A 20,355-nucleotide genomic window follows, 5' to 3' on the forward strand; every position below is an offset into this window, starting at 1 on the left:
AAGACGTGAAGCGATGGCTGATATCATTGACTATATAGAGCCGTTTTATAACCAAAAACGACGGCATTATAAATTAGGAAATATCTCACCAGTAGAGTATGAAATGAAATTGAGAAAAAGTGCCTAATGAAGTCTCCAAGTTTACTTGACCGTTACAGTATTCAAAGAGAAAATTAATTGGCCTGGTCTATAGGGTTGATTACATTCTTCTAAATAATACGTATTCCTTTACTCAATACTCACTTATGGTTGGTATGGTTGCCCTTGTTCCTCAAATCGTAACCAAGTTAACAAAAAACCACAAAACGCAGAGATTAAAGCTCAAGCTTAATATGTTTTGCTAAAGCAATCTCAAGCTATCGTCTCTGTTTGTTTTAGTTTTTTAACTCTTCTGTGTTTTATTTTTGGTATCAACTACTGTTTTTATTATACCTAACATCTAGTTGCCAGTGTCTTATTTTACGTGTCATTTTCTTTAAGGTTAAATTTATTTACCTCACTGGTATTTTTAATTTTTATAGAAATTTTAAATGACTAAAAATTACTGGTAAATATAAGAGAATATCTAAATGTGACATGAGATTAACAAGGGGGGCTTATTGTTAAATGATGAGAATTAAAATAATTTAATAATACTTTTATGATTTAACCGTCTCCATTGGGTTTCGTTGAGGCACTCGCTCTATCGTGAAATTAGGCTGAGCGTTCTTCCTTTATTTATGACAAACTTCCTTGTATTCAAACAAAAACAAGGTATTAAAAATCAAGTTAGCATCACTTTAGACTCCTGGTGACATCAAAAGGCAGAATGGGCTGAATGCAAAAAGAAAATATTTAAAATATTAGTAATTATTATCATTGATTTAATTTGGTATAATTGACTAATATTATTTTGTTTTTTATTTTAATTATTGTGTGTTGTTTAACTTTTGTCACAAATATTATTATTTTTATCCATTAGAGTGCTTGGAATTTTTATTGCCTGACTTAATGGAGCGGAAAATGAAGGGTGCTAAGGATAAAAAATTTACGGAAATAAGAAAATTAGTAGTCAATACTATAAATAAAGCATTAAAGAATGAAAAACTAAAACAGAAAGAAATACTTTGCTTTGATGCATTAGTTTCTCGCCGAAAGTTTTTGTTAGGCAGTGCTAAATTAAGTGGTTTTGGACTATTGGCCACCAGTGGCTTGATGCCAAGTGCTTGGGGAAAAGTGGATCCAGACTTTTACAGTAACCCCGCGGATTTTGGCATTACTCAAGCTGAAATGGCCATCGAAAAAACGGCCTATCAGTTATCTTCCGGAACAGAACTGTATACTCAAGTCGTGCAAGGCAAACTCTTTGAGTCTTCATCTCAAACCCAAGGCCAGCACATGGCGTTAGAAGGGTTTAACGCCGGTCAAGTTAAGTTGCAGTCGAGCTTGGGTTCATCCACGCCTTTAGAAGAAAGCTTTGATGATGATAATGCCAACTTTGGCTCGATGGACATGGCGCAAGTCGTTAAAACCAGCGATGGAAAATATACGGTAGAACTCATCGAGCACAATAACGTCGCCCAAAGCGATGATGAGGTCGCCGGTGGCTATATCACCAGCCAAATTCCGCCCTCAAAATTTAAATATGGTGTGGGTATCGGCTCTAAACTTTGGCCAATTCATCACCCCTTACACAATACTTACGACGCCACGCTGCAAAAAGTCACTGGGGTACAGGCTTTTTTTCTCTCTGATGAACTGGGGAACAATAGAAACTATTTATGCGTTCGGTGGATGACCAGCGATACCGATTTTTCTTCCATGGGTGAGGTGAGCTACACCGATTGGAATATCAAACCGATGCACGATATTTTCACCAAAGAGATCCAGTGCCTTCAGCCTTACACCGATGTCAATGGTAAGACGTATTTCTCTGTCCACCTAGGTAAGACTAATGCTGATGGCCTGCACTCGTACATATTTTCCATTGACAGTTTCAAAAAGTTAAGAGTCGATGAATGCCAAATTAAGTACACTCGGAATTGGTCATGGAGGATAGCTTCTTTAAATCATGTGCATGTGGATGGGGATGAGATCACGTATTTCATTACCCCCCCGGATTATAGCGCATCATATAAAGTCAAATTTGGGCCAGATAGAGCGACTAACGGAGTGGACGTTTCCTTTGATGACACCATTGCAGTAGGAGAATACAGAGAAGATACACTAGAACACGCTTACAATAACATGGTCAGTAAGAAAGGTAGGCTTTATGGAAATATAGCGGGTGGTATTACATTTAGCAGCATGTATTTCATTAGCGAAGTGTACGAAGTAGCAAAAGGCACGGTGCAATACACCGACGATAGCAATGAATACGGAGCGAGTATTAAGGTGGCTCGTGTAAGTTCGGTGGACAACAGTGGAAGTGCTAGCCACCTTGAAGTACAGAAATGCCAAATTGTTCGAATGGCCCATCAAGACGATACTGGCGAATTAGTCGGGCTTAGATCATTTTTATCTCCTGATTTGGATTTTCTCAATAACCCAGTGCTATTAACGGGGGGGCGCAGTAAGTTTGGTGGATTTACGTTTTTCTCGAAAGACGCCAGTAATAACGTGCTGATGTATCGGCAGGCCTGCGAAGATGATGACCAGCCCTATTCCCCAGTTATCACGGATAACACGTTTACGCCAGATCAAACAAGTGATTATGTAAACGTCATTATTGGTGGTCCTGCTTTTGCCAACCTACTCGTTGAACCTGAGAGTGCACTTAAATATAAAAGCTACAGTGGTTTTTATCTGGGTAATAAATCGGCGGCACTGTATTGCAAATACCGCTTCAACCAGCGTTGTGAAACCCTATCGATAGAATCTCAAACATCCGGCAATACTGAGGTCCATCAAGCTTTTGTGAGCTATCGTAAGCAAGTCGAGCAGACTTGGGTCAAAACCCCGATATGCCAGAGTTTGTCGAGCTCAGAAGCGGAAGCGCAAGATATGGTATACCAAGATTGCTATCGGGCCACAATACGTGCACAAAACGCCTATGGCACGCCAGTGGCCGGCACGAGCACACAATACCTTGAAATACGCAGCCCTGTGCCGACCAACATTGTGGTGGAGAATACGAAAAGCTTCCACATCGATCGCACGGTTGGGGCAATGTTGCCACTGAGTGAGGCGAATGGCTGGCTGAATGTGTTAGTCAAAGCCGATGATGTGGCGTGTACGCTGATGGTGCGCATTGTTGATACGCAATATTTATCGCCGACGGCAACCGATTCGATGTTGTATGCGGACAGCGCAGATAAGGGGGCAAGTACGGCATGGTACAGCATCAACTTGGCTGAGCAGTCGACGAAAAGGATGACCGATCCTGCCTATAATAATGCGACCGCATTGAAAGAAAAAGCGGCAGCCAATGGGGTAACGCTTAATAAACAATATGCAGGTCATGAAGATGAAGCCTACCAAGCGCTCAGTGATTTGTACGTTAACGCAGGAAAATCATTCAAGGTGTTGAATGAAACTGACCCTGATGATGAGAGTAAATTCAGCCAAGCCGCGGGATTATTTTTAGCCACACCAGGAAACGATCCGTTAGTTTCGATGCAAGTCGCGAGTGCGACCCCGAGTGTCCGCGCTTCTTCAGTGCAAGGGATGGCCTTCAATTTTTCTTCAGGCCAATTATCGACCGGGACCTTAACTGAAGGTAATGCATACGTGTTCAATGGTTGGTTCAAAAAAATTATCGGGATTATTTCTGATGCTATACACAGCCTCAATAACGAAATAGATAAAACCTTTCTTGCCGATATCCCGAACGTTTTTGATATTACCATCGATGTCTCAACCGGCGTCAGCAAGGTGACTTTTGATAAAGACTTTTTGAACAAAATCGGCCACTTTTCTATGAAAGATGTGGTGGATGCAGTCATTGAAACGAATGAGCAATTCTGTGATTTGGTCTATCATCTCGCGTCGATGATTGTTGATGGGGTAGTGGTGTTTGTTCGCACTATCATCGCGCTCATCATGCTGCTTATCCATATTGATGATGTGATAAGCACTATCAACTCAGCAGGATCTCTTCATGATGAGTTATTTGAATACCTAGTGAGTGCAGAAAGCGCGGTGACGGAAGGGGTGAGCGCTTTGCATACCGAGGTGGATAAGGGCTTTGAGTACATTAAAAATCAATTGCCAGACGTGCAAGATAAGTATCGAGGAGCAGGGCAAACCGTTTCAGAAGCGTATGTCAAAGTATTAGAGCTGAATCAGAAGACATTTTGGATGCTCGTCGATAACCCATTGGTCAACGATATAATCATTCCTGCTATTAACTGGCTCAATAAGGTGATGAGCGATGTGATGGAAGAAGTATATAACGTTATCAGCCCTATACTGCTTGATGATATTACCAGCATTGATACTGAAAGTATGATGGATAATACGGTTGGGTATGCTTGTCCTGATAACTTCGAGCTCATTAATGAGTATGTGGGGGCTATGACTGAGATTTTATTCAACTCTGTATTTCAACCACAATACTTGCTGGACAGTGTCTCTAATGCTGCAAATAAGCTGGTCACGACCGTCGAAGGTGTGGTCGATTGGGGCTTTGAAAAAATAGAGGCCACCTTACAAGTGGCGTTTGAAAAATTCAATAAAATATGGAACGAGAAGGTGATCACGTTCCAAATTCCCCGGTACACGGCACTGTTAAAGCTGTTTGGTTACGATTTGTCAGTCAGCATGAGCATGAAAGAGGTCAGCAGTATTCTGATGGGGATATTCTCTTGGTCTTTCATGTACATCACCACAGGCAAAAGCATCAAATCCTTACCGTCTTTACCGTCAATCAATGAGTCCACAAAACTAATGGATGGGGAAGATTTTTGGAAGGTTTACGATACGATGTTTGATTTTTACGATTCGTTTCAATATCTGCTTAAGAACCTGAATTGGACCTTCAAAATGGAAGGAGATATTTTAGCACGAAAAATGCCTGATTTGCCGAAAAACAATCCGACAGAAATGACTAAACGTTGTGATATCTTTTATGATTTCAATAAAGCGATATTAGATCCCCTTCGAAACATCATTAAATACGCGAGAAAAGGCGTGGATAACGGCGTAGATGGCAAATGGTGGCTGAGTTTTTGCCTAGATGCTGTGAGTTCAGCAGCTTGGATGGTTGTTAAATGGAATACACGCATCAAAAAGGGATGGCCTGGGACCGACGAAAAAAGGGGATTGCTCAAAGAGTTGCTGGGAAATTTACAGATTATCCTCGGTAATGTAAAACTGGTTATTAAAGTTATCGACTTTTTGGATGCAGAAGTCGAAGAAAATCATGATTTTATTGAATGGTTTGGTTTTGGCAATAGTGTGTTCAAAATGCTGTCAAAGGACTATAAATTTGCTGTTGGGTGTATGGCATGGAATGAGGACATTGCCACCTATGAATCGCAACAAGAAACCATTTTTGCAGCCATATGGGCCTCATTTACGTTGGATTTGATGTCTAAGGCTCTTGACGCAGACGAGGCTTGGGGTTAATTCATTTTGTTTTAAGGCCCTACTGTAGGGCCTTAATTGTATTTTTCAATATACACCCGATATTCCGCAGCTAATTTAGGAATAAACCGCTTCATACAATGCGCCAAGGAGCTTGACCAACCCAGCTCTTGCTTGACGTCCAACTTGAACACTTTGCTGAGCGTGGAGATACAAACCTTGGCCGTGTTCATTGGCGCTAAACGATGTTGGGAGTGTAGAGCAAATGGGTTGATAGGAAGGTTGTTTGGCTCTAATACGGTTGCGCCGGTTGCCGAGATGAATTTGTCATCCACGTAGTCAGATTTGTAATCAAATATCAGCATCCCCAAAGACTCATTGCCAGTGTTCAACTGCTCTTGTTGTTTCAGCTGAGTGAGAATATATTTGACGGTTTGCGTTTTACCCGTACCCATTGTGTCGACAATGGCAAGGTTTGGGTTTAAATATTCATTGGTATCAGTGGGTGTCCATGTCTGAGTTGAATTATCAGATTGACTCTGTCCAACATTGATTGAAATCGCGCCTGACGTTCTCGTAACAGACTTTTTAAGACAAGGTGTGGATTTCACGGCCTTTTTCGCTTTTTGCTCTTCAGGCGCTTTCTGACTACCTAGATTCTCTGGTTTAGTACTGACTTTTAGTGTTGCTGATTTCTGAGGGGCTTGCTCTTGTTGTGAGGACGCAGAGCTGGCCAAGGAAGAGAGTTTTGGTTGGTGGCTTGATTTTACCTCTTTGTTCAAATTGGACGGTGCGTTCTTGATTTGAGGCTTTGAGCTTGCTTTTGCCCCTGGAAATGTCATGGATTTAGGGAGTAGGTTGTCCAATAAACACGGAGCCGGTTTGTGCTTGTTCAATGTGAACGCGAGATTTTCTTCCAGCGGTTTGCCGTAGTGAAAGCTCGCTACAGCAGTTTTAAAGTCATCCACAAGCATGACGGTGTAAAATTCTAGCCTTTTGGCTAGGTGAGCCGTTGATAAGTGAACTTGCGCTTTGTTCGGCATAATATTTAATATCCACTGCAGTGCTTCGATGAATAATGAAATTTTATCAGGTTCGTGCTCTATCTATTCACCTAGCGTCTGTGTTTCTAGATCGCTCTCGACCAGCAGCAACGCTTCCAGTGTAGTGTATTTTTTATGGGCAGGAGAAATAGCTTGGCCAGAGGTATTCAGAGCCTTTAATAATTTGAGTATCAAAACCTTGGTCATGAATCAGCACTTTATCATCACAGTGGTTTAATATTTTCGTAGCTAGACCTGCAATATTCGGCCCAAAGTGAAACGAGTGAGAAAGTGGCAGGGCAGGGGATAATATCCATGGCATTCACTCCACCACGGAATTGATAAATACTTTGATATTTATCCCCGACAAATATTTGCTGGCAAGATTGTTTTAATATCACATTCAAAAGAACAGGGTTTGCATCTTGCGCTTCATCGAACATGATGTAGTCGTAATTAATTATTGGGTTACTTAGCTGACAATATTTAAATAATGTATCTTTTTTCGGCTCGTATTTGATTGTGTTTAATGAGCAGTCCAATAATTCGTTCTGCTTTATCGACAAGGTGGATATCTGAAAGCTAGTTTAATTCGGTCGAAATAAATTGATTGACCGATGAGAGCAACACTCGCCAGTTTTTCGGAATGTCGAGCAGTTTAAATTCTGCAAGTTTCGAATCGAACTGGCTGTATTTAATGACCAATTCACGGGAGTGCTTTAAGTTGACATTTTTCAGGAAATTGGTTTTAGTTTGCCTATCAAAACTGTTTAGTGCAAAAGAATGGGAAGTGGTTATATGAACGTTATGACCTTTGAATAACTTTCTCGCTTCTCTCTCAAACGATTTATTATAACAAATATACAGGCCGAGTTTTCCTTCGTGATATTTTTCAATCGCCCTTAGCAAAGTGCTTTTCCCAGAGCCCGCATAAGCGTAACCTTTTATAATGTGTCCAGACTGAACTGCGTCGATAATATCATTCATTTCATCAGTGAGCTCATGTTTTCCGATGGTTCTAACCGTAACGTCCATATTATATTCCTTAATATAATTGTTCTTTGAATTTCTTAATTGAGTATGGTGATGGTTCGACTCTCTTTTTTATAGGAATGCTCTTTAATTTATTTTTGTCTACTTTGGATACCGCGATGGCTAAATGGTGCATTTTCATAAGGTGTTTTACTTTAACACGGATGTTAGATAATACATCTTCCATTTGGAGAATGTTTTGTAATTCCCAATCTTCAGCATAACGGAACTGTGTGGCTTTATATTTTCCAGAAGCAGGAATGGCAATGGCTTTTCTTATTCGGTTTGTTTTATTACCACTTCTCACAAACTGAACTCGAAACCAACGTAATGAAAAAGAACAGTCTGATAATTCAATTCTAAATTCATAGTTGGTCGATTCGTTTTTTTGTTCGTGCTATAGGTTCGGTTGATTTCTCGCTCTGCGACCTGCTTCATCCACACTCTTTGAATGTGAATAGCTTCACCGTAAAGTTGGTCGATTTTCTGGTAAATTTCGTCTCGAATCTCATCCATGATTTACTACCATTAAAAACACAACGATTTAAGGTGTAGGTATTTTCAATAGCCTATACCTTAACAAATGTAGTAACGAATTATCACGATAATTTGTACTACTACGTACGAGTACGAATTATAGTAATATTTTGTGCTACCCTTTTTACTAGATAATTTGTACTATGGGACGAAAAAACGGATCTAGGCCTCATTGAAATCGATACGATTTTTGGTGCAGAGTAGAAATCTTTTTTGCTGACGTTGGTCGACAAGGCGTCCAAATCAGTTTTCGTAAGAAAGCTGGGTAATAATCAGGCTTACACGGTGGTTGAAGCGTTTAAAAATAACTATAAAACAACACTTTATGAATTTAAAGCTCTGGCCTCAGATAATGGTTCGGAATTCGCCGTCCACGAAGATATTTCTGAAGTGACAGGTGCTGATTTCTTCTTTGCTCGACCCTATCATTCGTGGGAGCTGGGCCCAACGCTTTAACAAAGCCAGTTGAATTAAACCATGGCCAAAACTGCTGCATAAACATATAAATTTATTACACTTTTTATGTGTTATGGTATCTAAAATGGTACAAGACAAGCCTTTTGAGACTCAAGTCAAACACTCTCCAATAAACCCGGCACGCCTCAGGCTGTTGCGATTTATTTGAAGGAGTGAGGTTGAGCTCAATATTAACTAAATGGAGATTTTATGATTTTAGATTATCAACGCTATCTAGATAATGATGAACCTATGTACTGGTCTATGTTAGGTTCATCATTGAAAACTTCAAAAGATGGAAAATATAAGTATTATAAATTGGATGCTAATCATCATTTTACAAAATACACAGAGAAACTAATTAATAATAATATTTCTTCTCGAAAAGTCGTTGATACAAAAGCTGCTAAAACTAGAATGAAGTATGCATCCAATGTTTTGAATAACAGCGAATCTAATGAAATACAAAAGTCAAGGATGATTAGACGGTTAAAAGAAGGTAAGGAAGATGTTAAACCACCAGAATCATCCAATATATCAATTAGATGTCTAAAAGTGATAGTTAACCATGATAATATGAGAAGGCACAAAGATTTCGTAAGGTTTAATAATAATTTAGATATTAATTTAAATAAAACTATAATGTCTACAAAATTTCAAAATGAATTTTTACATGATACAAAATATCCAGATTTTTGTCTTCCTGTTTTAAATGGTAATAATGGGGAACTACTTCTTTTTCATGGAACTTCAGTTGCAGTTACAAATTTAATTGCTGGAGGTGGATTTAGACCTGATTTAGGAATGAAGAAAAAAATGGATATGGAACACTAGGTCAAGGAACTTATTTTTCAGACAATTTTTCTAAGGTTATGATATATGCAACTTGTCCTTTTTGCGCTGATTATCGTTGTTTTTGTAGAGACGAATCAGGAAGAAAATATCCTAAAACAACATTAATATCTAGAGTATGTCTAGGGAAAAAAATGTTCCCTCATGTATTTAATGCACTAGTACCTAAAACATCTAAAAGAAAAGGATTCAGAAAAATAAATTATCTGCAAGCAAAAGAAAAAGGGTATGACTCTGTTATGTCTAGAGGTAATAATAATGATTTCTGGAAAATATCTGGTGCTAATAATGAATACATGATTACTGGAAGTAATCAAAGTTACCCAGAAATAATAGTGGAATATGTTATTGGTCAGGATAATGTATTGAATGAAAATTATTTAAGCGGGCAATATCATGATTATTAGGGAACCTCTATTAATTGATTAAAATTTCCTAGATCTCAGCAATGTTCTGCTTTAATAAAACTGGACTCTTTGGTCGATTTCCCGCCCCCTGGGTATGCCCCTGTCTTTCATACACAAATCCTGCGATGAAAATTGCAGGATTTTTTTGAATCTTTTTGCATATTTCCGATCTCAACTATAAATAAACGGTTGAGGGTGGATATGATGTTTTCAGTCAATGCAGAACAATGGGCTACAGAGACATTTTCGGACGCAGAGTTGGGCGATCTAAGACGCACCAAGCGACTTGTTAAAATAACGGCATCCCTTGCGAACCATATAGGTCAATCTATTGTGCAATCTCTTGAATCTGCAGCAGATATTGAAGCAGCTTACCGCTTTAGTCGGAACGACGCCATTGGCGCACAAGCTATTGCTGAGGCTGGATTTAAGGCTACGGCCAAAGCTGCAAGCCTCTATTCCTGCCTGCTCGCTTTAGAGGATACGACTTCTCTGGAGTTTACTCATCAGACCGTTAGAGATGAGATGGGACATACAACCTCAGCAAAGTCCTCTAGAGGGATGCAAGCTCACTCGGTCTTGCTGTTCGCTCCTCAAGAGAAACACGTAGTTGGTCTCATAGAGCAAGAGCGCTGGGTAAGAGATATCAACCAGTATGGACAAAAAGCTAAGCGGAAGACACGTGCTTATAAGATGAAAGAAAGCTTCAAATGGGAGCGAGCATCAAGGCATATGGCACAACGCCTTGGCGGTGCACTCGACAATGTGATCTCCGTTTGTGATCGAGAGGCGGATATCATCGAGTACCTTACATATAAGACTACACATCAGCAGCGCTTTGTTGTTCGTTCCACGCACAATCGACGTATTGAGCAATGTACTGACTCCCTTTATACGTTCACCAGTGCTCTAAAGTCAGCTGGAGATAGAGTTGTCGAGGTGAAGCAGCGTGGTGGACGAAAGGAGCGTAAAGCAACCTGTGAAGTGAAGTATGCCCCGGTCACTATCAAGGTGCCTTCCAATAAAGAAGGGGAGTCTATTTCCTTATATTACGTTGGTTGCAAAGAGCTAAACCACGACAAGCCGCTATGTTGGCACATACTAACATCTGAGCCTGTTCTCAATGCGAAATATGCAGAACAAATCTTAGATTATTATGAAAAACGTTGGCTGATAGAAGAGTTCCACAAAGCATGGAAGACGGGAGGCACCCATGTGGAAGACCTTCGCATGCAAAGCAAAGACAACCTCGAAAAGATGGTCGTAATACTGGCCTTTATTGCAGTAAGAGTGCACCAACTTCGATACATTGGCCTAAATCGACCAGAAGCAGAGAAGCAAAGCTGTGAAAAATTGCTAAGTCCTCTTGCGTGGAAGCTACTGTGGTCAAAACAAGAAAAGACAAAGCCGCCTCGCCAAGCCCCAAGTATCTACTGGGCGTACATTAATCTTGGAAAGCTTGCCGGGTGGCACGACTCTAAGCGAAATGGTCGGGTGGGCTGGGAAAGGCTCTGGGAAGGATGGTTCAAGTTGCAAACCATCCTTGAAGGCTACCTACTCGCAAAATCTCTTGAGATATAACTTGTGATCAAGAGACAGGGGCATGCCCGGGGGAGGGTGTCAAGACGCTTTAGGAAACTCTGTGACTTTGTTTGGTAGCTCAACGTTTTCAGCTTCCCAAGTATCAAGCTTTGCTTGTAGATTAATCCACATCGCAACACCTGTATCAGTAGCTAAGGCCAATCGTTTAGCCATCAAATGAGAACATTTTGATTTTTGATTTACAAAATCGCTCATTGCTTTTCGAGTGATACCCAAATGCTTCGCAGCGTCAGTAATTGATATGTCTCTTTCATCAAGAATTAACCGTTTAAAAATTGCTCTCGGATGAGTGGGCTTTCTTAATTGCTCCATACGATTACCTCACTTAGCGGTATGAATTTTTTACCGTGATAGTCGCAATAATCTAGCAGCCTTGCGCCATCATCTTCTATTTGAAACGTTATGCGCCAATTGCCATTTACTACAACACTGTAAACACCTTCAGCATCACCTTTTTCGCGGCAAACTTAGCTCCAAACACCCCTTTTAAATCTTTTGGATGATGACTCGCATCAATAACATCCAAAATATCCCCAACACGCTCTACATGATCTTGCTTAATCCCGCTTGTCTTTCCTTTGTAAAAAAATTCTTTAACCCTTTATGGCGGAAATTCTTAATTGCCACTTTAATCCTAAAATCACAACGAACCGCACATGCACTGTATAGTGTAACTTTACGCTTATCAAGTAAGGTCGCTCTAATGTCTCAGAGTCTTAATGGTCATCGGTCGCTTACCGAAGTCGCTAACATTTAAGTAACTTGCATTTAGGGGAGTTTAAATTTTGAACTGTGCGCTTGTTTTGGTCTGGTTGAGTTTTAACCAGATCTCAAAACAACACGATTTGCGGTTTATTATAGGGTGGTGTTTGGTAATGTAATGTTGAAGGTTGACTGGTACCTTCATTGATTTACTGTTGAATTATCAATCCAAAGTGTCGATGTATTTAAGTAGAAATCTTTCTTCAAGGGTTTCTACTTTTTTTATGTCATGCCTTAAATGGCGCGAAATCTAGATCCTTAATGTTGTTTTCTATACGACTAGACTTGTTTGCATATATCTTGGTGTTTAGCGATTTCAAAGTCTCTATGACTGGATTTAGTCGCAATCTACTCACACTATTCCCCTTCTTCTGTATGACAGAAGGAGTAAGTAAATTCTGTAGACATGATATTTTCTTTATTAAAAGTTTGCATCTAAGTGAGCTTCAAAGCGTTTGAAGTCATTTTCGATATCGGCGTTTTTCATTACGTCATAACATGCAAATGTTGGTAGAGCAGACATACCGAAGAAACGGAAGTTTGCGTGCATTGGCATCATTAGGTCATCGACACTCTTACCTTGGAATAGGTACTCGCTCTCATCATTAAAGGACTCTTCAGGTGCGTTAAAGGTTAGAGAAAGCATGTACTTTGAATTTGTTAGTGAGCCACCCGTACCGTAGTTTTTCTTTGGCTCTTCTGGTGTTCGACCATCAAATGTACATAGTGCGCCGCCCATACCCGCAGTAAACACATCATCCATGTATTTCTTGAATGACCATGGGATCATCATCCAGTTAACTGGAGATTGAAGAATCACGCGATCTGCCCATTCAAAGTGAGCTAACTGTTCATCAACCACAATCTCATCTTGCATGGTAACAACGCGTATTTCGTGACCTTTACTTTCTAGTTGCGCTTTTGCTTTTTCAACCAGAGTGTTATTCAGGCGACCTTCAGAAAATGGAGATGGCTCGTGTGCTTTGATGATAAGAACGTTACTCATAGTATTAATCCTTCAAATTTTATTATGTCAATTTGGCATTGAGTGAATAACTCGCCTTGCAAGGTTTATTATGGTTACCTAAGGAAATAAGGTAATTAGTTAACTTTTAGTAACCACCTTTGTTTTCATTCGAAAGTTGATTTACCTGAATAAAAACAGATTGATAAAGTGTAGTTAACGTTTCATTAATCGTGAAGCTTCCGAAACGATCAATTTGGAAAGAATAGAAATTAAACGATTAGGGTAGTTAAATTTGATGTGCATAAGTGGTTACCAAAATGTAACTATTTGATGTATTCAAAGAGAAAGTTAACCGGTCTGGCCTGATAGGGTTGGTTAACAGAAGTGCGAACGGCCATGGGTGTTGAAGGTTATCGAAGCGTCATCATAGCGAATGGGAAGGCAGATTGTACGCATAAAACTGTCACGCGCCTAATTGCAGCGCAGCTGCTATGTTCTAAGCACACCCTACAAGTCCGTTTACGCTTCAACCAAGCTCGATTCATTGACTATCGTTGTTTCGGATACACCGTCCCGTAATCTCGCTCGATGCATTCTAATATGATGGCGACTCTATCCACATCGTCGGGAGCTGAGACACGTACCATCTGGCTAGGTTTAAATCGCGTATAGGAGCCGCTCATATAGCCCAATACCATCATAATATCTTGAGGCTTTCGCCCTGTTATCACCAAAAACCGATCCCAGATTTCATAAGGTATTTTAGTTTTTTCCTGTTTAAAATCTTGAACGCGCCTGTCTGACGATACACCAAGTAAACTCGCCAGCTTAGCGTCTGAACCGTATTCCTTAAACTGCCCCTGAAAGTGTCGAAAGTACGTGCCTACAATATCGGCATGCGGTGCTTCGTAACGACTTTTATCAAGTAGGTGAGCATGACTGTAGCGACTTTCGTCAATCTCCATTTGAGCAGGAAATATGGGCGCTTCCAAGTTCGCTCTCAGTTTCTTAGTCGCCTTTTTTATCCCATCTGAGATAACAGCGGCGCTGCTGCTCTTTGATGTTGGGTATTTCTATTTTCATTTTTAATCACTCCGATAATAAAGGGGCTTTCGCCCCTTTTTTTATCTCGGGCACAATTCGATGTTACGAACGTCTGAAACCCTGATGTTAACCAGACTCAATGTACCATTAGCCAATGGTTTCCAACGCTTCTCTAGATGTAACCCTTCGAAGCATATAAACAAGTACCAAGATAATGCGAGGTGGAAAGTCTCAATGCAGCCCAAGCAAATATCAAGAGCAAAAGGCAAGAGAGCCTTGGCTTCTGGCGTACCATTTACCGGAAGACGAGACATTCAACGCGCATAAGGTCGTCAAACTGTACGCACAATGCATGCAGATTGAAGAAGGGTTCAGAGACATCAAAAACGGCCATCTAGGCTAAGGGTTAGAAAAGGCGGACTCAAAGAGTGTGGAGCGTTTCGACAACCTTCTACTCATCGCGTCATTGATACTCTTTTTACTCTGGTGCGTTGGGTTCGCTAGTGTACAGCTCACTCAAAGTCGGCTGTTGCAAGCGAATTCGGAAAAGCGGAAGCGAGTGCTTTCGTATATCTACGTCGGCCGAGAAGTCATCGATGATGTACGATATTGTCCAGACGAGCCCATCATTATTTACGCATTGAGTCAACTGTCAATGCCGACAATACAGATGGAGAGGCTATGATGAAATTCGTGGGGATCCCTCAGCCTTTAAAGTAACCTAAAGCAATCTACAGGCTAACAAAATTTTGTTCAATACTATAGTTATTGCAAAGTGATAGTACGTAGAGTTAGTTGCAACTTTTCTATTGCAAAACGCTAAAAGCACCTGCGTAAGACAAGAATAGTACTATCCTGAGATCATCAAATTGTTGGAGAGCAAATAATGAACGTTCTTGTTGTTTACTGGCATCCCGAGCCAAAAAGTTTTAATGGCGCGATGTTTAGCACCGCGGTAGAAACACTAGAAGCGGCGGGGCATAACGTTAAAACCTCTGACTTGCATGCGATGAATTTTGACCCTGTGTCTGGCCGTCATAACTTTACTACCATCCATGATGGCGAGTTTTTCAAACAACAACTGGAAGAAATGCACGCCACCGAGCACGATGGTTTTGCACCGGAGATTGAGACGGAAATCCAGAAATTGGAATGGAGCGATCTCGTTATCTTCCAGTTCCCACTTTGGTGGTTTGGCATGCCAGCGATGCTTAAAGGCTGGGTAGACCGCGTGTTTGCAATGGGGCGAACTTACGGCGGCGGTCGCTTCTATGAAAATGGTGTCTACAAAGGGAAAAAAGCCATGGTTTGTGTTACGACCGGTGGACCAGAAGAGCTTTACCTCAAAGACGGCTGGAATGGCGACCTCGATGGCATTTTACGTCCAATTCATCGCGGCGTTTTTGAATTCAACGGCTTTTCGGTGTTAGCGCCACAAACAGTATTTGGTCCGGCAAGAAAATCGGAAGAAGACCGTGCTTCTGAAATAGAAAGTTACGCCCAACGTTTACAGCATATCTTTGAAGAGTCTGCCATTGAGATTGGGCAGTATTGAGGTAGTGATGAATAAAAGTAAAGCATGGCACCTCCTTGCTGGGTGGGGAATAATGCCAAATAACATTGATGCAATTTTGCCTGAGAATAATGGGATGGCGCTGCAACAACGCGAACAGTATATCCTCGCGATTAACGAATCCTTAAAGCTACTTTATGGTGATCACGAAGAGCAAAAAGCCTTTATGCAACGCCCTAGCAAAGTCGTTCTTTTTAATGGAAGAAAACCGATTGAAGTTATCAGCTCGGGCAAACTTGATGATTTAGTGTTAGTACATCGAAGTATCCGAAGCATGGTGTGTATTTAACACAAAGTCTTGGTTTACTCCCTAACAATGAGACTATTGCATTCAATAACTGCCCAACAAATGGAAATGAAAGCGGAATTTTATGGCAAGACGGTTAGCGAAAAGCCATAAACCATCCATCAGTGATGCCCGCTCTTGTCATGCTTAACAAAACAAAGCGATTATCGTCGAGGAACCTATGAATTCGAATCAGCTTAATGACTTTTCAAACAGTATTGATGCCTTTGAGAAGGCTTGTGCAACAGGCAATATTGAACACATTCAGGAGCAGCTAAAAAATGGGGCGTCGGTTCTGAATGTCAACCGTCAAACGGGTGTCGCACCTTTACATTTTGCCGCTCAAAGCGGGAGCATTGAGGCATTTGAATACCTGCTAAAATGTGGTGCGTATCTTAATCAGCAAATCCCAATCAATGGTATGACTCCTTTAATGATGGCGGTTTGGCACAAACACATTGAGCTGACCGAATTCATCTTGGATCAGCCACAAGTCAACGTCGAAATTGTTGCTCATTACGGTCTGAAAGCAAGAGACCTGAGTCGATTTGGTTTTAAACAACCGTTCGATGACCAAGCTCAAGCGATTATCGCAAAGTTTGACGCTGTGTTTGAAGCGTATTTGGCTAAAAGAGCTATATTAGAAAGTAATCCATTATTCAAAATTATTTTAAGTACAGAATCTGACCAACAAAAAGCCAAGGCGATCAGAGATGGGTTCGCGCATGGTGATATTACTAAGGAAGCGATTAATGCTGTAATGCCACATAAGAGTAATGGTAACGATGCACATACGCCAATACTTTTGGCGAGTCGCGATGGTTTGGTAGAAACAACTAAGGTACTGCTAGAGCACGGTGCAGATCAAACAATCGTGGATAGCTATATGCGTTCATTGCCCATGCATAAAGCTGCATTTTCTGGACATGCAGATGTATTGTCAGTTTTATTGGCAGACGAGAAAGCACACCAAACCATCAATGCACAAGGACCGCTAAATGGCTATACACCTTTGCATGATGCGGTTTGGAATGGTCATTTTGATTGCGTGAAAGTACTGTTTGAGAGCGGATGTGAAACGAAAATTGAAGGACATGACGGGTTCACACCGGTTGATTTTGCGACAAGATTAAACCGAGATGAAATGCTCAAATTACTTTAATGTGATGTTGGTTTTCGGATGATTGCCAAAGCTTAATCCAATATTTCCATTTATATATAAACGAATGAGGAGATCCAAATTATGTTTAAGCATGCTATGACCGCTTTATTGCTTTCAGCAACAACACTTGCTTAGGCACCGTGTGTGAGCTGTGCAATAAAGCTAGGGAATTTCCCAAGAAGTGGGGGCATATACTGATCGTTACACATAAAGATTAAAAAAATAAGTAAAAAATAATAGAGATATAGAGAGAATATTGAATCAAATAATATAAAGTTTTATTAAATTTCTTTAATTTCTTTCCTAATATCCTAATCTGATATAGATATTTAAATGCCTTGTTTAAGATCCCAACTTTATCTCCAGGAATATTTTTTGTTTCAGACATGGATAGAATTATTTTGCCAAATATTTTATTAAAAAAACTTACTATTTTTGACTTTACCGGTCTTTCAATGTCTAAGAAAAGTATAATCCTCTTTTGATTTGTTTTATTTTCAGCATAGTGAAGATAAGTTTCATCAAAAATAATTGCTTCTCCATCTCTCCATGAATACCTTTCTTTGTCTACTTCGATGAAACAATCATCTGAATTAGGCGTAGATAAACCAAGGTGATAACGGAGTGAGCCAGCATATGGATCGCGGTGTTTCTGCAACTGAGCACCTGGGGGAAGCATTGCAAACATTGCGCCTTTTACTTCAGGTATGTCTTTTAGTAAATCGACAGTAAAAGGACACATCGTTTGTGCTGATTTAACATCAGCTGCATACCACTTTAGATAAAACCGCTTCCACCCTGTTTTAAAAAATGAGTTAAAAGCTAAATCATCTAATTCGTCAGAGGATTTTATCTCTCCACTTCGGTTTATTTCGATTGCTTCATCTCGAATTTTTTTCCAATTATCTTGAACTATTTTTAATGAAGGAAATTCAGAAATATTGATATAAGGTTTGTTATCGACAGATGATGTTAAATAGAAAATTGTATTAAGGGGAGATAAAAAATTAGAGTGATCAGTCAAACGTCGACTGAATTTCTTATGTCTATCTCTACCTCGGCGTTGTACATAAATTGAGCATATAACAAATAAAGAAAATATAACTAACCCCATAAAACCGACTCCATTGTGAATTATTCATTCTCTACCCCAAGAATTGTGCTACGCACGTATAGGTAGATATATATTATTGTGTAATTAATGGAGTTTAAGATGGTATTAATCAACTTAAATGTCAATGGGTGACATGGTAGACCATGATGGTTTCATACACTACCGTGATTTCTAGCATGTTATAAGTATGATGTCCTTTTTGGGGTAGTTTGCGGGAAAGTGCAGGGAACTACGTTAAGGGTTTTTACCACTCATAGAAGCCCATCAAGATAATATGCTCCCAGCCAAGAGGAGATAGATGTGCCAGTCTCTCCGGTACTACCTCAATACCTTGTGAGGATGAGTTTAAAGATTATGTTCTTGAAGGTGTGGCCGTGTACGAGAAGTTATTTAATCTCTATAAAAGATTAAATGGGCGGTAGTCCTTATAGTTGTTTTCTGTACGATTGGACTTCATCCCTCTTATTATTTCTTCCACGAGCTCGTGCCACTTTGTCACATTATTGGTTATTGCTCATTTTACTATCATAATAGAATTGTGCCACTTTGACACCCAAGGAGATTCTATTATGTCTACTACTTTACCTCGCATCACGGCTAGAGTGGATGTTGATACTCAAAACTTATTAACAAGAGCTGCTGCCATCGCTGGCATGTCTAGTATCAACTCTTTTGTTTTGAGTGCAGCTATAGAAAAAGCAAATCAAGTCATCGAGCGAGAGCAGTCGTTAAAGCTTAGCGAGAAAGATGCAATATTGCTTATGGAAGCATTAGATTGACCAGCTAAAGCGAACTCAAAATTAAATGCGGCTTCTGAGCGTTATGAGAGTAAAACTCAACAATGAAAACTGTACTTCTAGACAAATCTAAACACGATAGAAAAGGGTTTAATTGCGGGGTAGAGGTGCTCAATAACTACATCAAAGTGATGGCAAGTCAGCAGTCAAAAAAAGATAACACCAGAACCTTTATATTAGAAGATGAAAATGAAAGTTCACAAATCATAGGGTTCTATACACTCACTATGACCCCTATTGATTTGAAAGCGTTACCTGACAAACTACAAAAAAACACAGCTCTTCGACATCAGGAGGCCTTATCGCGCGCCTAGCGATTGATGAACGCTATAAAAGCAAAGGTTGTGGTGAGTGGTTGTTGATAGATGCCCTAAAAAAGTTATTAGCGGCCAGCGATAGTGTGGCTTTTCCTGTCGTAATCTTTGATGCAAAGGATGGCGCGAGGCATTTTTACGAGAGTTATGGATTCCAAGCTTTCCAAGATGCTGAGAATAAGTTGTTTATTACCATATCTGACATTCGCGAAAGCTTTAGTAATACTCTACATTTCTAGGTGTATAAGGCCATTTAATTGAGGTTTCTTATGAATTTAGAATGTCCATAATTATCGACATGCTGTGACCTCGATATTGTAGATACCGTATCATTTTGGCTTTTTCTTTCGCATCATCCGGCAAGCCATCTGAGAATTTTTTCTCTTTGGCTTGAAGGCATATCTCAAACCAGTCTACACCTAAATCTTCAAGAGCTTGCTCAATATGCAAGATATCCAGTCCCTTTTGGCGAAGTTCTTGTTTAATTCGAGTTGGGCCATGCAGCTTATGAATTTGCTTTCGCAACTCTTTTTCTATCAGTCGAGAGTCATCAACATAATGATGAGACAGCAACTTTGCCATCACACTTTCAATGACATCCTCTTCATTAGACTTTCGCCTCAGCAATTTTATCAGCTCACCAGACGCGTAGTCTTTTTTTACTAAGCAAGAGACCGCATGGTCATATAACGATTGTTCATTCATGGTAAAAGTTCATCTCGACTCGGTATTGTTTGCATTGTAACCAAAATTGATATGTCTGGATAGAATAGGGGAATAGCGACCATTTAAGGAGAAAGTTCATTACCTACGGTCCCTTTTAGCTCTTGGAGCTGGTTTACCGAATTTTGGCGTAAAGCATCGCCCAATGCGGGCGGTGATATAAGCCATTATTGCAAAGC

The 20,355-nt window shown here is 40.1% G+C and carries 22 protein-coding genes and 2 pseudogenes; 13 read left to right on the top strand and 11 right to left on the bottom strand.

Features of this window, described 5'->3' with window-relative positions; all coding sequences use genetic code 11:
- The first annotated feature begins 13 nt into the window (after window positions 1-13).
- Both ACM2FC_RS22285 and ACM2FC_RS22290 read left to right on the top strand, forming a co-directional pair.
- Window positions 14-127 (top strand): IS3 family transposase, encoded by a 114-nt coding sequence (locus ACM2FC_RS22285; RefSeq protein WP_498483267.1) that lies wholly within the window; start codon window positions 14-16, stop codon window positions 125-127.
- An 875-nt stretch (window positions 128-1,002) separates the two neighbouring features.
- On the top strand, window positions 1,003-5,547 hold the full coding sequence (locus ACM2FC_RS22290; protein WP_498483247.1) for a hypothetical protein: 4,545 nt from the start codon (window positions 1,003-1,005) through the stop codon (window positions 5,545-5,547).
- Window positions 5,548-5,579: 32 nt separating this feature from the next.
- Here the strand turns inward: ACM2FC_RS22290 and ACM2FC_RS22295 are convergent, their stop codons facing one another.
- The 6 genes from ACM2FC_RS22295 to ACM2FC_RS22320 form a co-directional block, all read right to left on the bottom strand.
- Entirely contained in the window at window positions 5,580-6,548 is a 969-nt protein-coding gene (locus tag ACM2FC_RS22295; protein ID WP_498483248.1) for a helicase HerA domain-containing protein, read from the bottom strand.
- 63 nt (window positions 6,549-6,611) lie between these two features.
- A complete protein-coding gene (locus tag ACM2FC_RS22300; RefSeq protein ID WP_498483249.1) occupies window positions 6,612-6,755 on the bottom strand; it encodes a hypothetical protein in 144 nt (47 codons plus the stop codon).
- Window positions 6,756-6,772: 17 nt separating this feature from the next.
- Window positions 6,773-7,090, bottom strand: coding sequence for a UvrD-helicase domain-containing protein (locus tag ACM2FC_RS22305; protein ID WP_498483250.1), 318 nt, complete (start codon window positions 7,088-7,090; stop codon window positions 6,773-6,775).
- A gap of 40 nt (window positions 7,091-7,130) precedes the next feature.
- The gene (locus ACM2FC_RS22310; protein WP_498483251.1) at window positions 7,131-7,583 is read right to left on the bottom strand and encodes a hypothetical protein; all 453 of its coding nucleotides are present in this window, start codon (window positions 7,581-7,583) and stop codon (window positions 7,131-7,133) included.
- A 10-nt stretch (window positions 7,584-7,593) separates the two neighbouring features.
- The gene (gene mobI, locus ACM2FC_RS22315; RefSeq protein WP_498483268.1) at window positions 7,594-7,938 is read right to left on the bottom strand and encodes a conjugative transfer protein MobI(A/C); all 345 of its coding nucleotides are present in this window, start codon (window positions 7,936-7,938) and stop codon (window positions 7,594-7,596) included.
- The gene (locus ACM2FC_RS22320; protein ID WP_498483252.1) at window positions 7,884-8,096 is read right to left on the bottom strand and encodes a hypothetical protein; all 213 of its coding nucleotides are present in this window, start codon (window positions 8,094-8,096) and stop codon (window positions 7,884-7,886) included. Before ACM2FC_RS22320 ends, mobI begins: the two co-directional genes overlap by 55 nt.
- 234 nt (window positions 8,097-8,330) lie before the next feature.
- On the opposite strand from ACM2FC_RS22320, the gene ACM2FC_RS22325 reads away from it, so the two are divergent.
- The 4 genes from ACM2FC_RS22325 (at window position 8,331) to ACM2FC_RS22340 (ending at window position 11,413) form a co-directional block, all read left to right on the top strand.
- Window positions 8,331-8,573, top strand: a complete 243-nt coding sequence (locus ACM2FC_RS22325; protein WP_498483253.1) for a hypothetical protein — start codon at window positions 8,331-8,333, stop codon at window positions 8,571-8,573.
- A 210-nt stretch (window positions 8,574-8,783) separates the two neighbouring features.
- On the top strand, window positions 8,784-9,407 hold the full coding sequence (locus ACM2FC_RS22330; protein ID WP_498483254.1) for a hypothetical protein: 624 nt from the start codon (window positions 8,784-8,786) through the stop codon (window positions 9,405-9,407).
- A 152-nt stretch (window positions 9,408-9,559) separates the two neighbouring features.
- Window positions 9,560-9,832, top strand: a complete 273-nt coding sequence (locus ACM2FC_RS22335; RefSeq protein ID WP_498483255.1) for a hypothetical protein — start codon at window positions 9,560-9,562, stop codon at window positions 9,830-9,832.
- 204 nt (window positions 9,833-10,036) lie between these two features.
- Window positions 10,037-11,413, top strand: coding sequence for an IS4 family transposase (locus tag ACM2FC_RS22340; protein WP_498483256.1), 1,377 nt, complete (start codon window positions 10,037-10,039; stop codon window positions 11,411-11,413).
- A gap of 39 nt (window positions 11,414-11,452) precedes the next feature.
- On the opposite strand, the gene ACM2FC_RS22345 is transcribed toward ACM2FC_RS22340, so the two are convergent.
- The 3 genes from ACM2FC_RS22345 to ACM2FC_RS22355 form a co-directional block, all read right to left on the bottom strand.
- Window positions 11,453-11,746 carry a HigA family addiction module antitoxin gene (locus ACM2FC_RS22345; RefSeq protein ID WP_498483257.1) on the bottom strand — a complete coding sequence of 98 codons (294 nt, stop codon included), beginning with the start codon at window positions 11,744-11,746 and terminating at the stop codon, window positions 11,453-11,455.
- A gap of 871 nt (window positions 11,747-12,617) precedes the next feature.
- Complete coding sequence (locus tag ACM2FC_RS22350) at window positions 12,618-13,202, bottom strand: NAD(P)H-dependent oxidoreductase (protein WP_498483258.1); 585 nt, start codon at window positions 13,200-13,202, stop codon at window positions 12,618-12,620.
- A 509-nt stretch (window positions 13,203-13,711) separates the two neighbouring features.
- Entirely contained in the window at window positions 13,712-14,155 is a 444-nt protein-coding gene (locus ACM2FC_RS22355; protein WP_498483259.1) for a hypothetical protein, read from the bottom strand.
- A 266-nt stretch (window positions 14,156-14,421) separates the two neighbouring features.
- Here ACM2FC_RS22355 and ACM2FC_RS22360 point away from each other — a divergent pair, with 266 nt between their 5' ends.
- From ACM2FC_RS22360 to ACM2FC_RS22380, 5 genes are all read left to right on the top strand, one after another.
- Complete coding sequence (locus tag ACM2FC_RS22360; protein ID WP_498483260.1) at window positions 14,422-14,610, top strand: hypothetical protein; 189 nt, start codon at window positions 14,422-14,424, stop codon at window positions 14,608-14,610.
- Window positions 14,611-14,637: 27 nt separating this feature from the next.
- Window positions 14,638-14,892, top strand: a complete 255-nt coding sequence (locus ACM2FC_RS22365) for a hypothetical protein (protein ID WP_498483261.1) — start codon at window positions 14,638-14,640, stop codon at window positions 14,890-14,892.
- A 201-nt stretch (window positions 14,893-15,093) separates the two neighbouring features.
- Window positions 15,094-15,762, top strand: a complete 669-nt coding sequence (locus tag ACM2FC_RS22370; RefSeq protein WP_498483262.1) for an NAD(P)H-dependent oxidoreductase — start codon at window positions 15,094-15,096, stop codon at window positions 15,760-15,762.
- Between the two features lie 7 nt (window positions 15,763-15,769).
- Window positions 15,770-16,069, top strand: a complete 300-nt coding sequence (locus tag ACM2FC_RS22375; protein ID WP_498483263.1) for a hypothetical protein — start codon at window positions 15,770-15,772, stop codon at window positions 16,067-16,069.
- A 178-nt stretch (window positions 16,070-16,247) separates the two neighbouring features.
- Window positions 16,248-17,228 carry an ankyrin repeat domain-containing protein gene (locus tag ACM2FC_RS22380; protein WP_498483264.1) on the top strand — a complete coding sequence of 327 codons (981 nt, stop codon included), beginning with the start codon at window positions 16,248-16,250 and terminating at the stop codon, window positions 17,226-17,228.
- Between the two features lie 214 nt (window positions 17,229-17,442).
- Here the strand turns inward: ACM2FC_RS22380 and ACM2FC_RS22385 are convergent, their stop codons facing one another.
- Entirely contained in the window at window positions 17,443-18,342 is a 900-nt protein-coding gene (locus ACM2FC_RS22385; RefSeq protein ID WP_498483265.1) for an aspartyl/asparaginyl beta-hydroxylase domain-containing protein, read from the bottom strand.
- Between the two features lie 569 nt (window positions 18,343-18,911).
- On the opposite strand from ACM2FC_RS22385, the pseudogene ACM2FC_RS22390 reads away from it, so the two are divergent.
- Both ACM2FC_RS22390 and ACM2FC_RS22395 read left to right on the top strand, forming a co-directional pair.
- Window positions 18,912-19,187, top strand: a pseudogene (locus ACM2FC_RS22390) (type II toxin-antitoxin system TacA family antitoxin).
- A pseudogene (locus ACM2FC_RS22395) lies at window positions 19,184-19,692 on the top strand (GNAT family N-acetyltransferase). Before ACM2FC_RS22390 ends, ACM2FC_RS22395 begins: the two co-directional pseudogenes overlap by 4 nt.
- 28 nt (window positions 19,693-19,720) lie before the next feature.
- Here the strand turns inward: ACM2FC_RS22395 and ACM2FC_RS22400 are convergent.
- Window positions 19,721-20,158, bottom strand: a complete 438-nt coding sequence (locus ACM2FC_RS22400) for a regulatory protein RecX (protein ID WP_498483266.1) — start codon at window positions 20,156-20,158, stop codon at window positions 19,721-19,723.
- Between the last annotated feature and the right edge of the window lie 197 nt (window positions 20,159-20,355).

The sequence above is a fragment of the Vibrio sp. A37 genome, from assembly GCF_059777565.1.

What these genes read in the sequence shown, in the direction of transcription:
- ACM2FC_RS22285 (WP_498483267.1), top strand. Translation starts at nt 14, where the DNA reads ATGGCTGATATCATTGACTATATAGAGCCGTTTTATAACCAAAAACGA.
- ACM2FC_RS22290 (WP_498483247.1), top strand. Translation starts at nt 1,003, where the DNA reads ATGAAGGGTGCTAAGGATAAAAAATTTACGGAAATAAGAAAATTAGTA.
- ACM2FC_RS22295 (WP_498483248.1), bottom strand. Translation starts at nt 6,548, where the DNA reads ATGCCGAACAAAGCGCAAGTTCACTTATCAACGGCTCACCTAGCCAAA.
- ACM2FC_RS22300 (WP_498483249.1), bottom strand. Translation starts at nt 6,755, where the DNA reads ATGACCAAGGTTTTGATACTCAAATTATTAAAGGCTCTGAATACCTCT.
- ACM2FC_RS22310 (WP_498483251.1), bottom strand. Translation starts at nt 7,583, where the DNA reads ATGGACGTTACGGTTAGAACCATCGGAAAACATGAGCTCACTGATGAA.
- ACM2FC_RS22320 (WP_498483252.1), bottom strand. Translation starts at nt 8,096, where the DNA reads ATGGATGAGATTCGAGACGAAATTTACCAGAAAATCGACCAACTTTAC.
- ACM2FC_RS22330 (WP_498483254.1), top strand. Translation starts at nt 8,784, where the DNA reads ATGATTTTAGATTATCAACGCTATCTAGATAATGATGAACCTATGTAC.
- ACM2FC_RS22335 (WP_498483255.1), top strand. Translation starts at nt 9,560, where the DNA reads ATGTTCCCTCATGTATTTAATGCACTAGTACCTAAAACATCTAAAAGA.
- ACM2FC_RS22340 (WP_498483256.1), top strand. Translation starts at nt 10,037, where the DNA reads ATGTTTTCAGTCAATGCAGAACAATGGGCTACAGAGACATTTTCGGAC.
- ACM2FC_RS22345 (WP_498483257.1), bottom strand. Translation starts at nt 11,746, where the DNA reads ATGGAGCAATTAAGAAAGCCCACTCATCCGAGAGCAATTTTTAAACGG.
- ACM2FC_RS22350 (WP_498483258.1), bottom strand. Translation starts at nt 13,202, where the DNA reads ATGAGTAACGTTCTTATCATCAAAGCACACGAGCCATCTCCATTTTCT.
- ACM2FC_RS22360 (WP_498483260.1), top strand. Translation starts at nt 14,422, where the DNA reads ATGCGAGGTGGAAAGTCTCAATGCAGCCCAAGCAAATATCAAGAGCAA.
- ACM2FC_RS22370 (WP_498483262.1), top strand. Translation starts at nt 15,094, where the DNA reads ATGAACGTTCTTGTTGTTTACTGGCATCCCGAGCCAAAAAGTTTTAAT.
- ACM2FC_RS22375 (WP_498483263.1), top strand. Translation starts at nt 15,770, where the DNA reads ATGAATAAAAGTAAAGCATGGCACCTCCTTGCTGGGTGGGGAATAATG.
- ACM2FC_RS22380 (WP_498483264.1), top strand. Translation starts at nt 16,248, where the DNA reads ATGAATTCGAATCAGCTTAATGACTTTTCAAACAGTATTGATGCCTTT.
- ACM2FC_RS22385 (WP_498483265.1), bottom strand. Translation starts at nt 18,342, where the DNA reads ATGGGGTTAGTTATATTTTCTTTATTTGTTATATGCTCAATTTATGTA.
- ACM2FC_RS22400 (WP_498483266.1), bottom strand. Translation starts at nt 20,158, where the DNA reads ATGAATGAACAATCGTTATATGACCATGCGGTCTCTTGCTTAGTAAAA.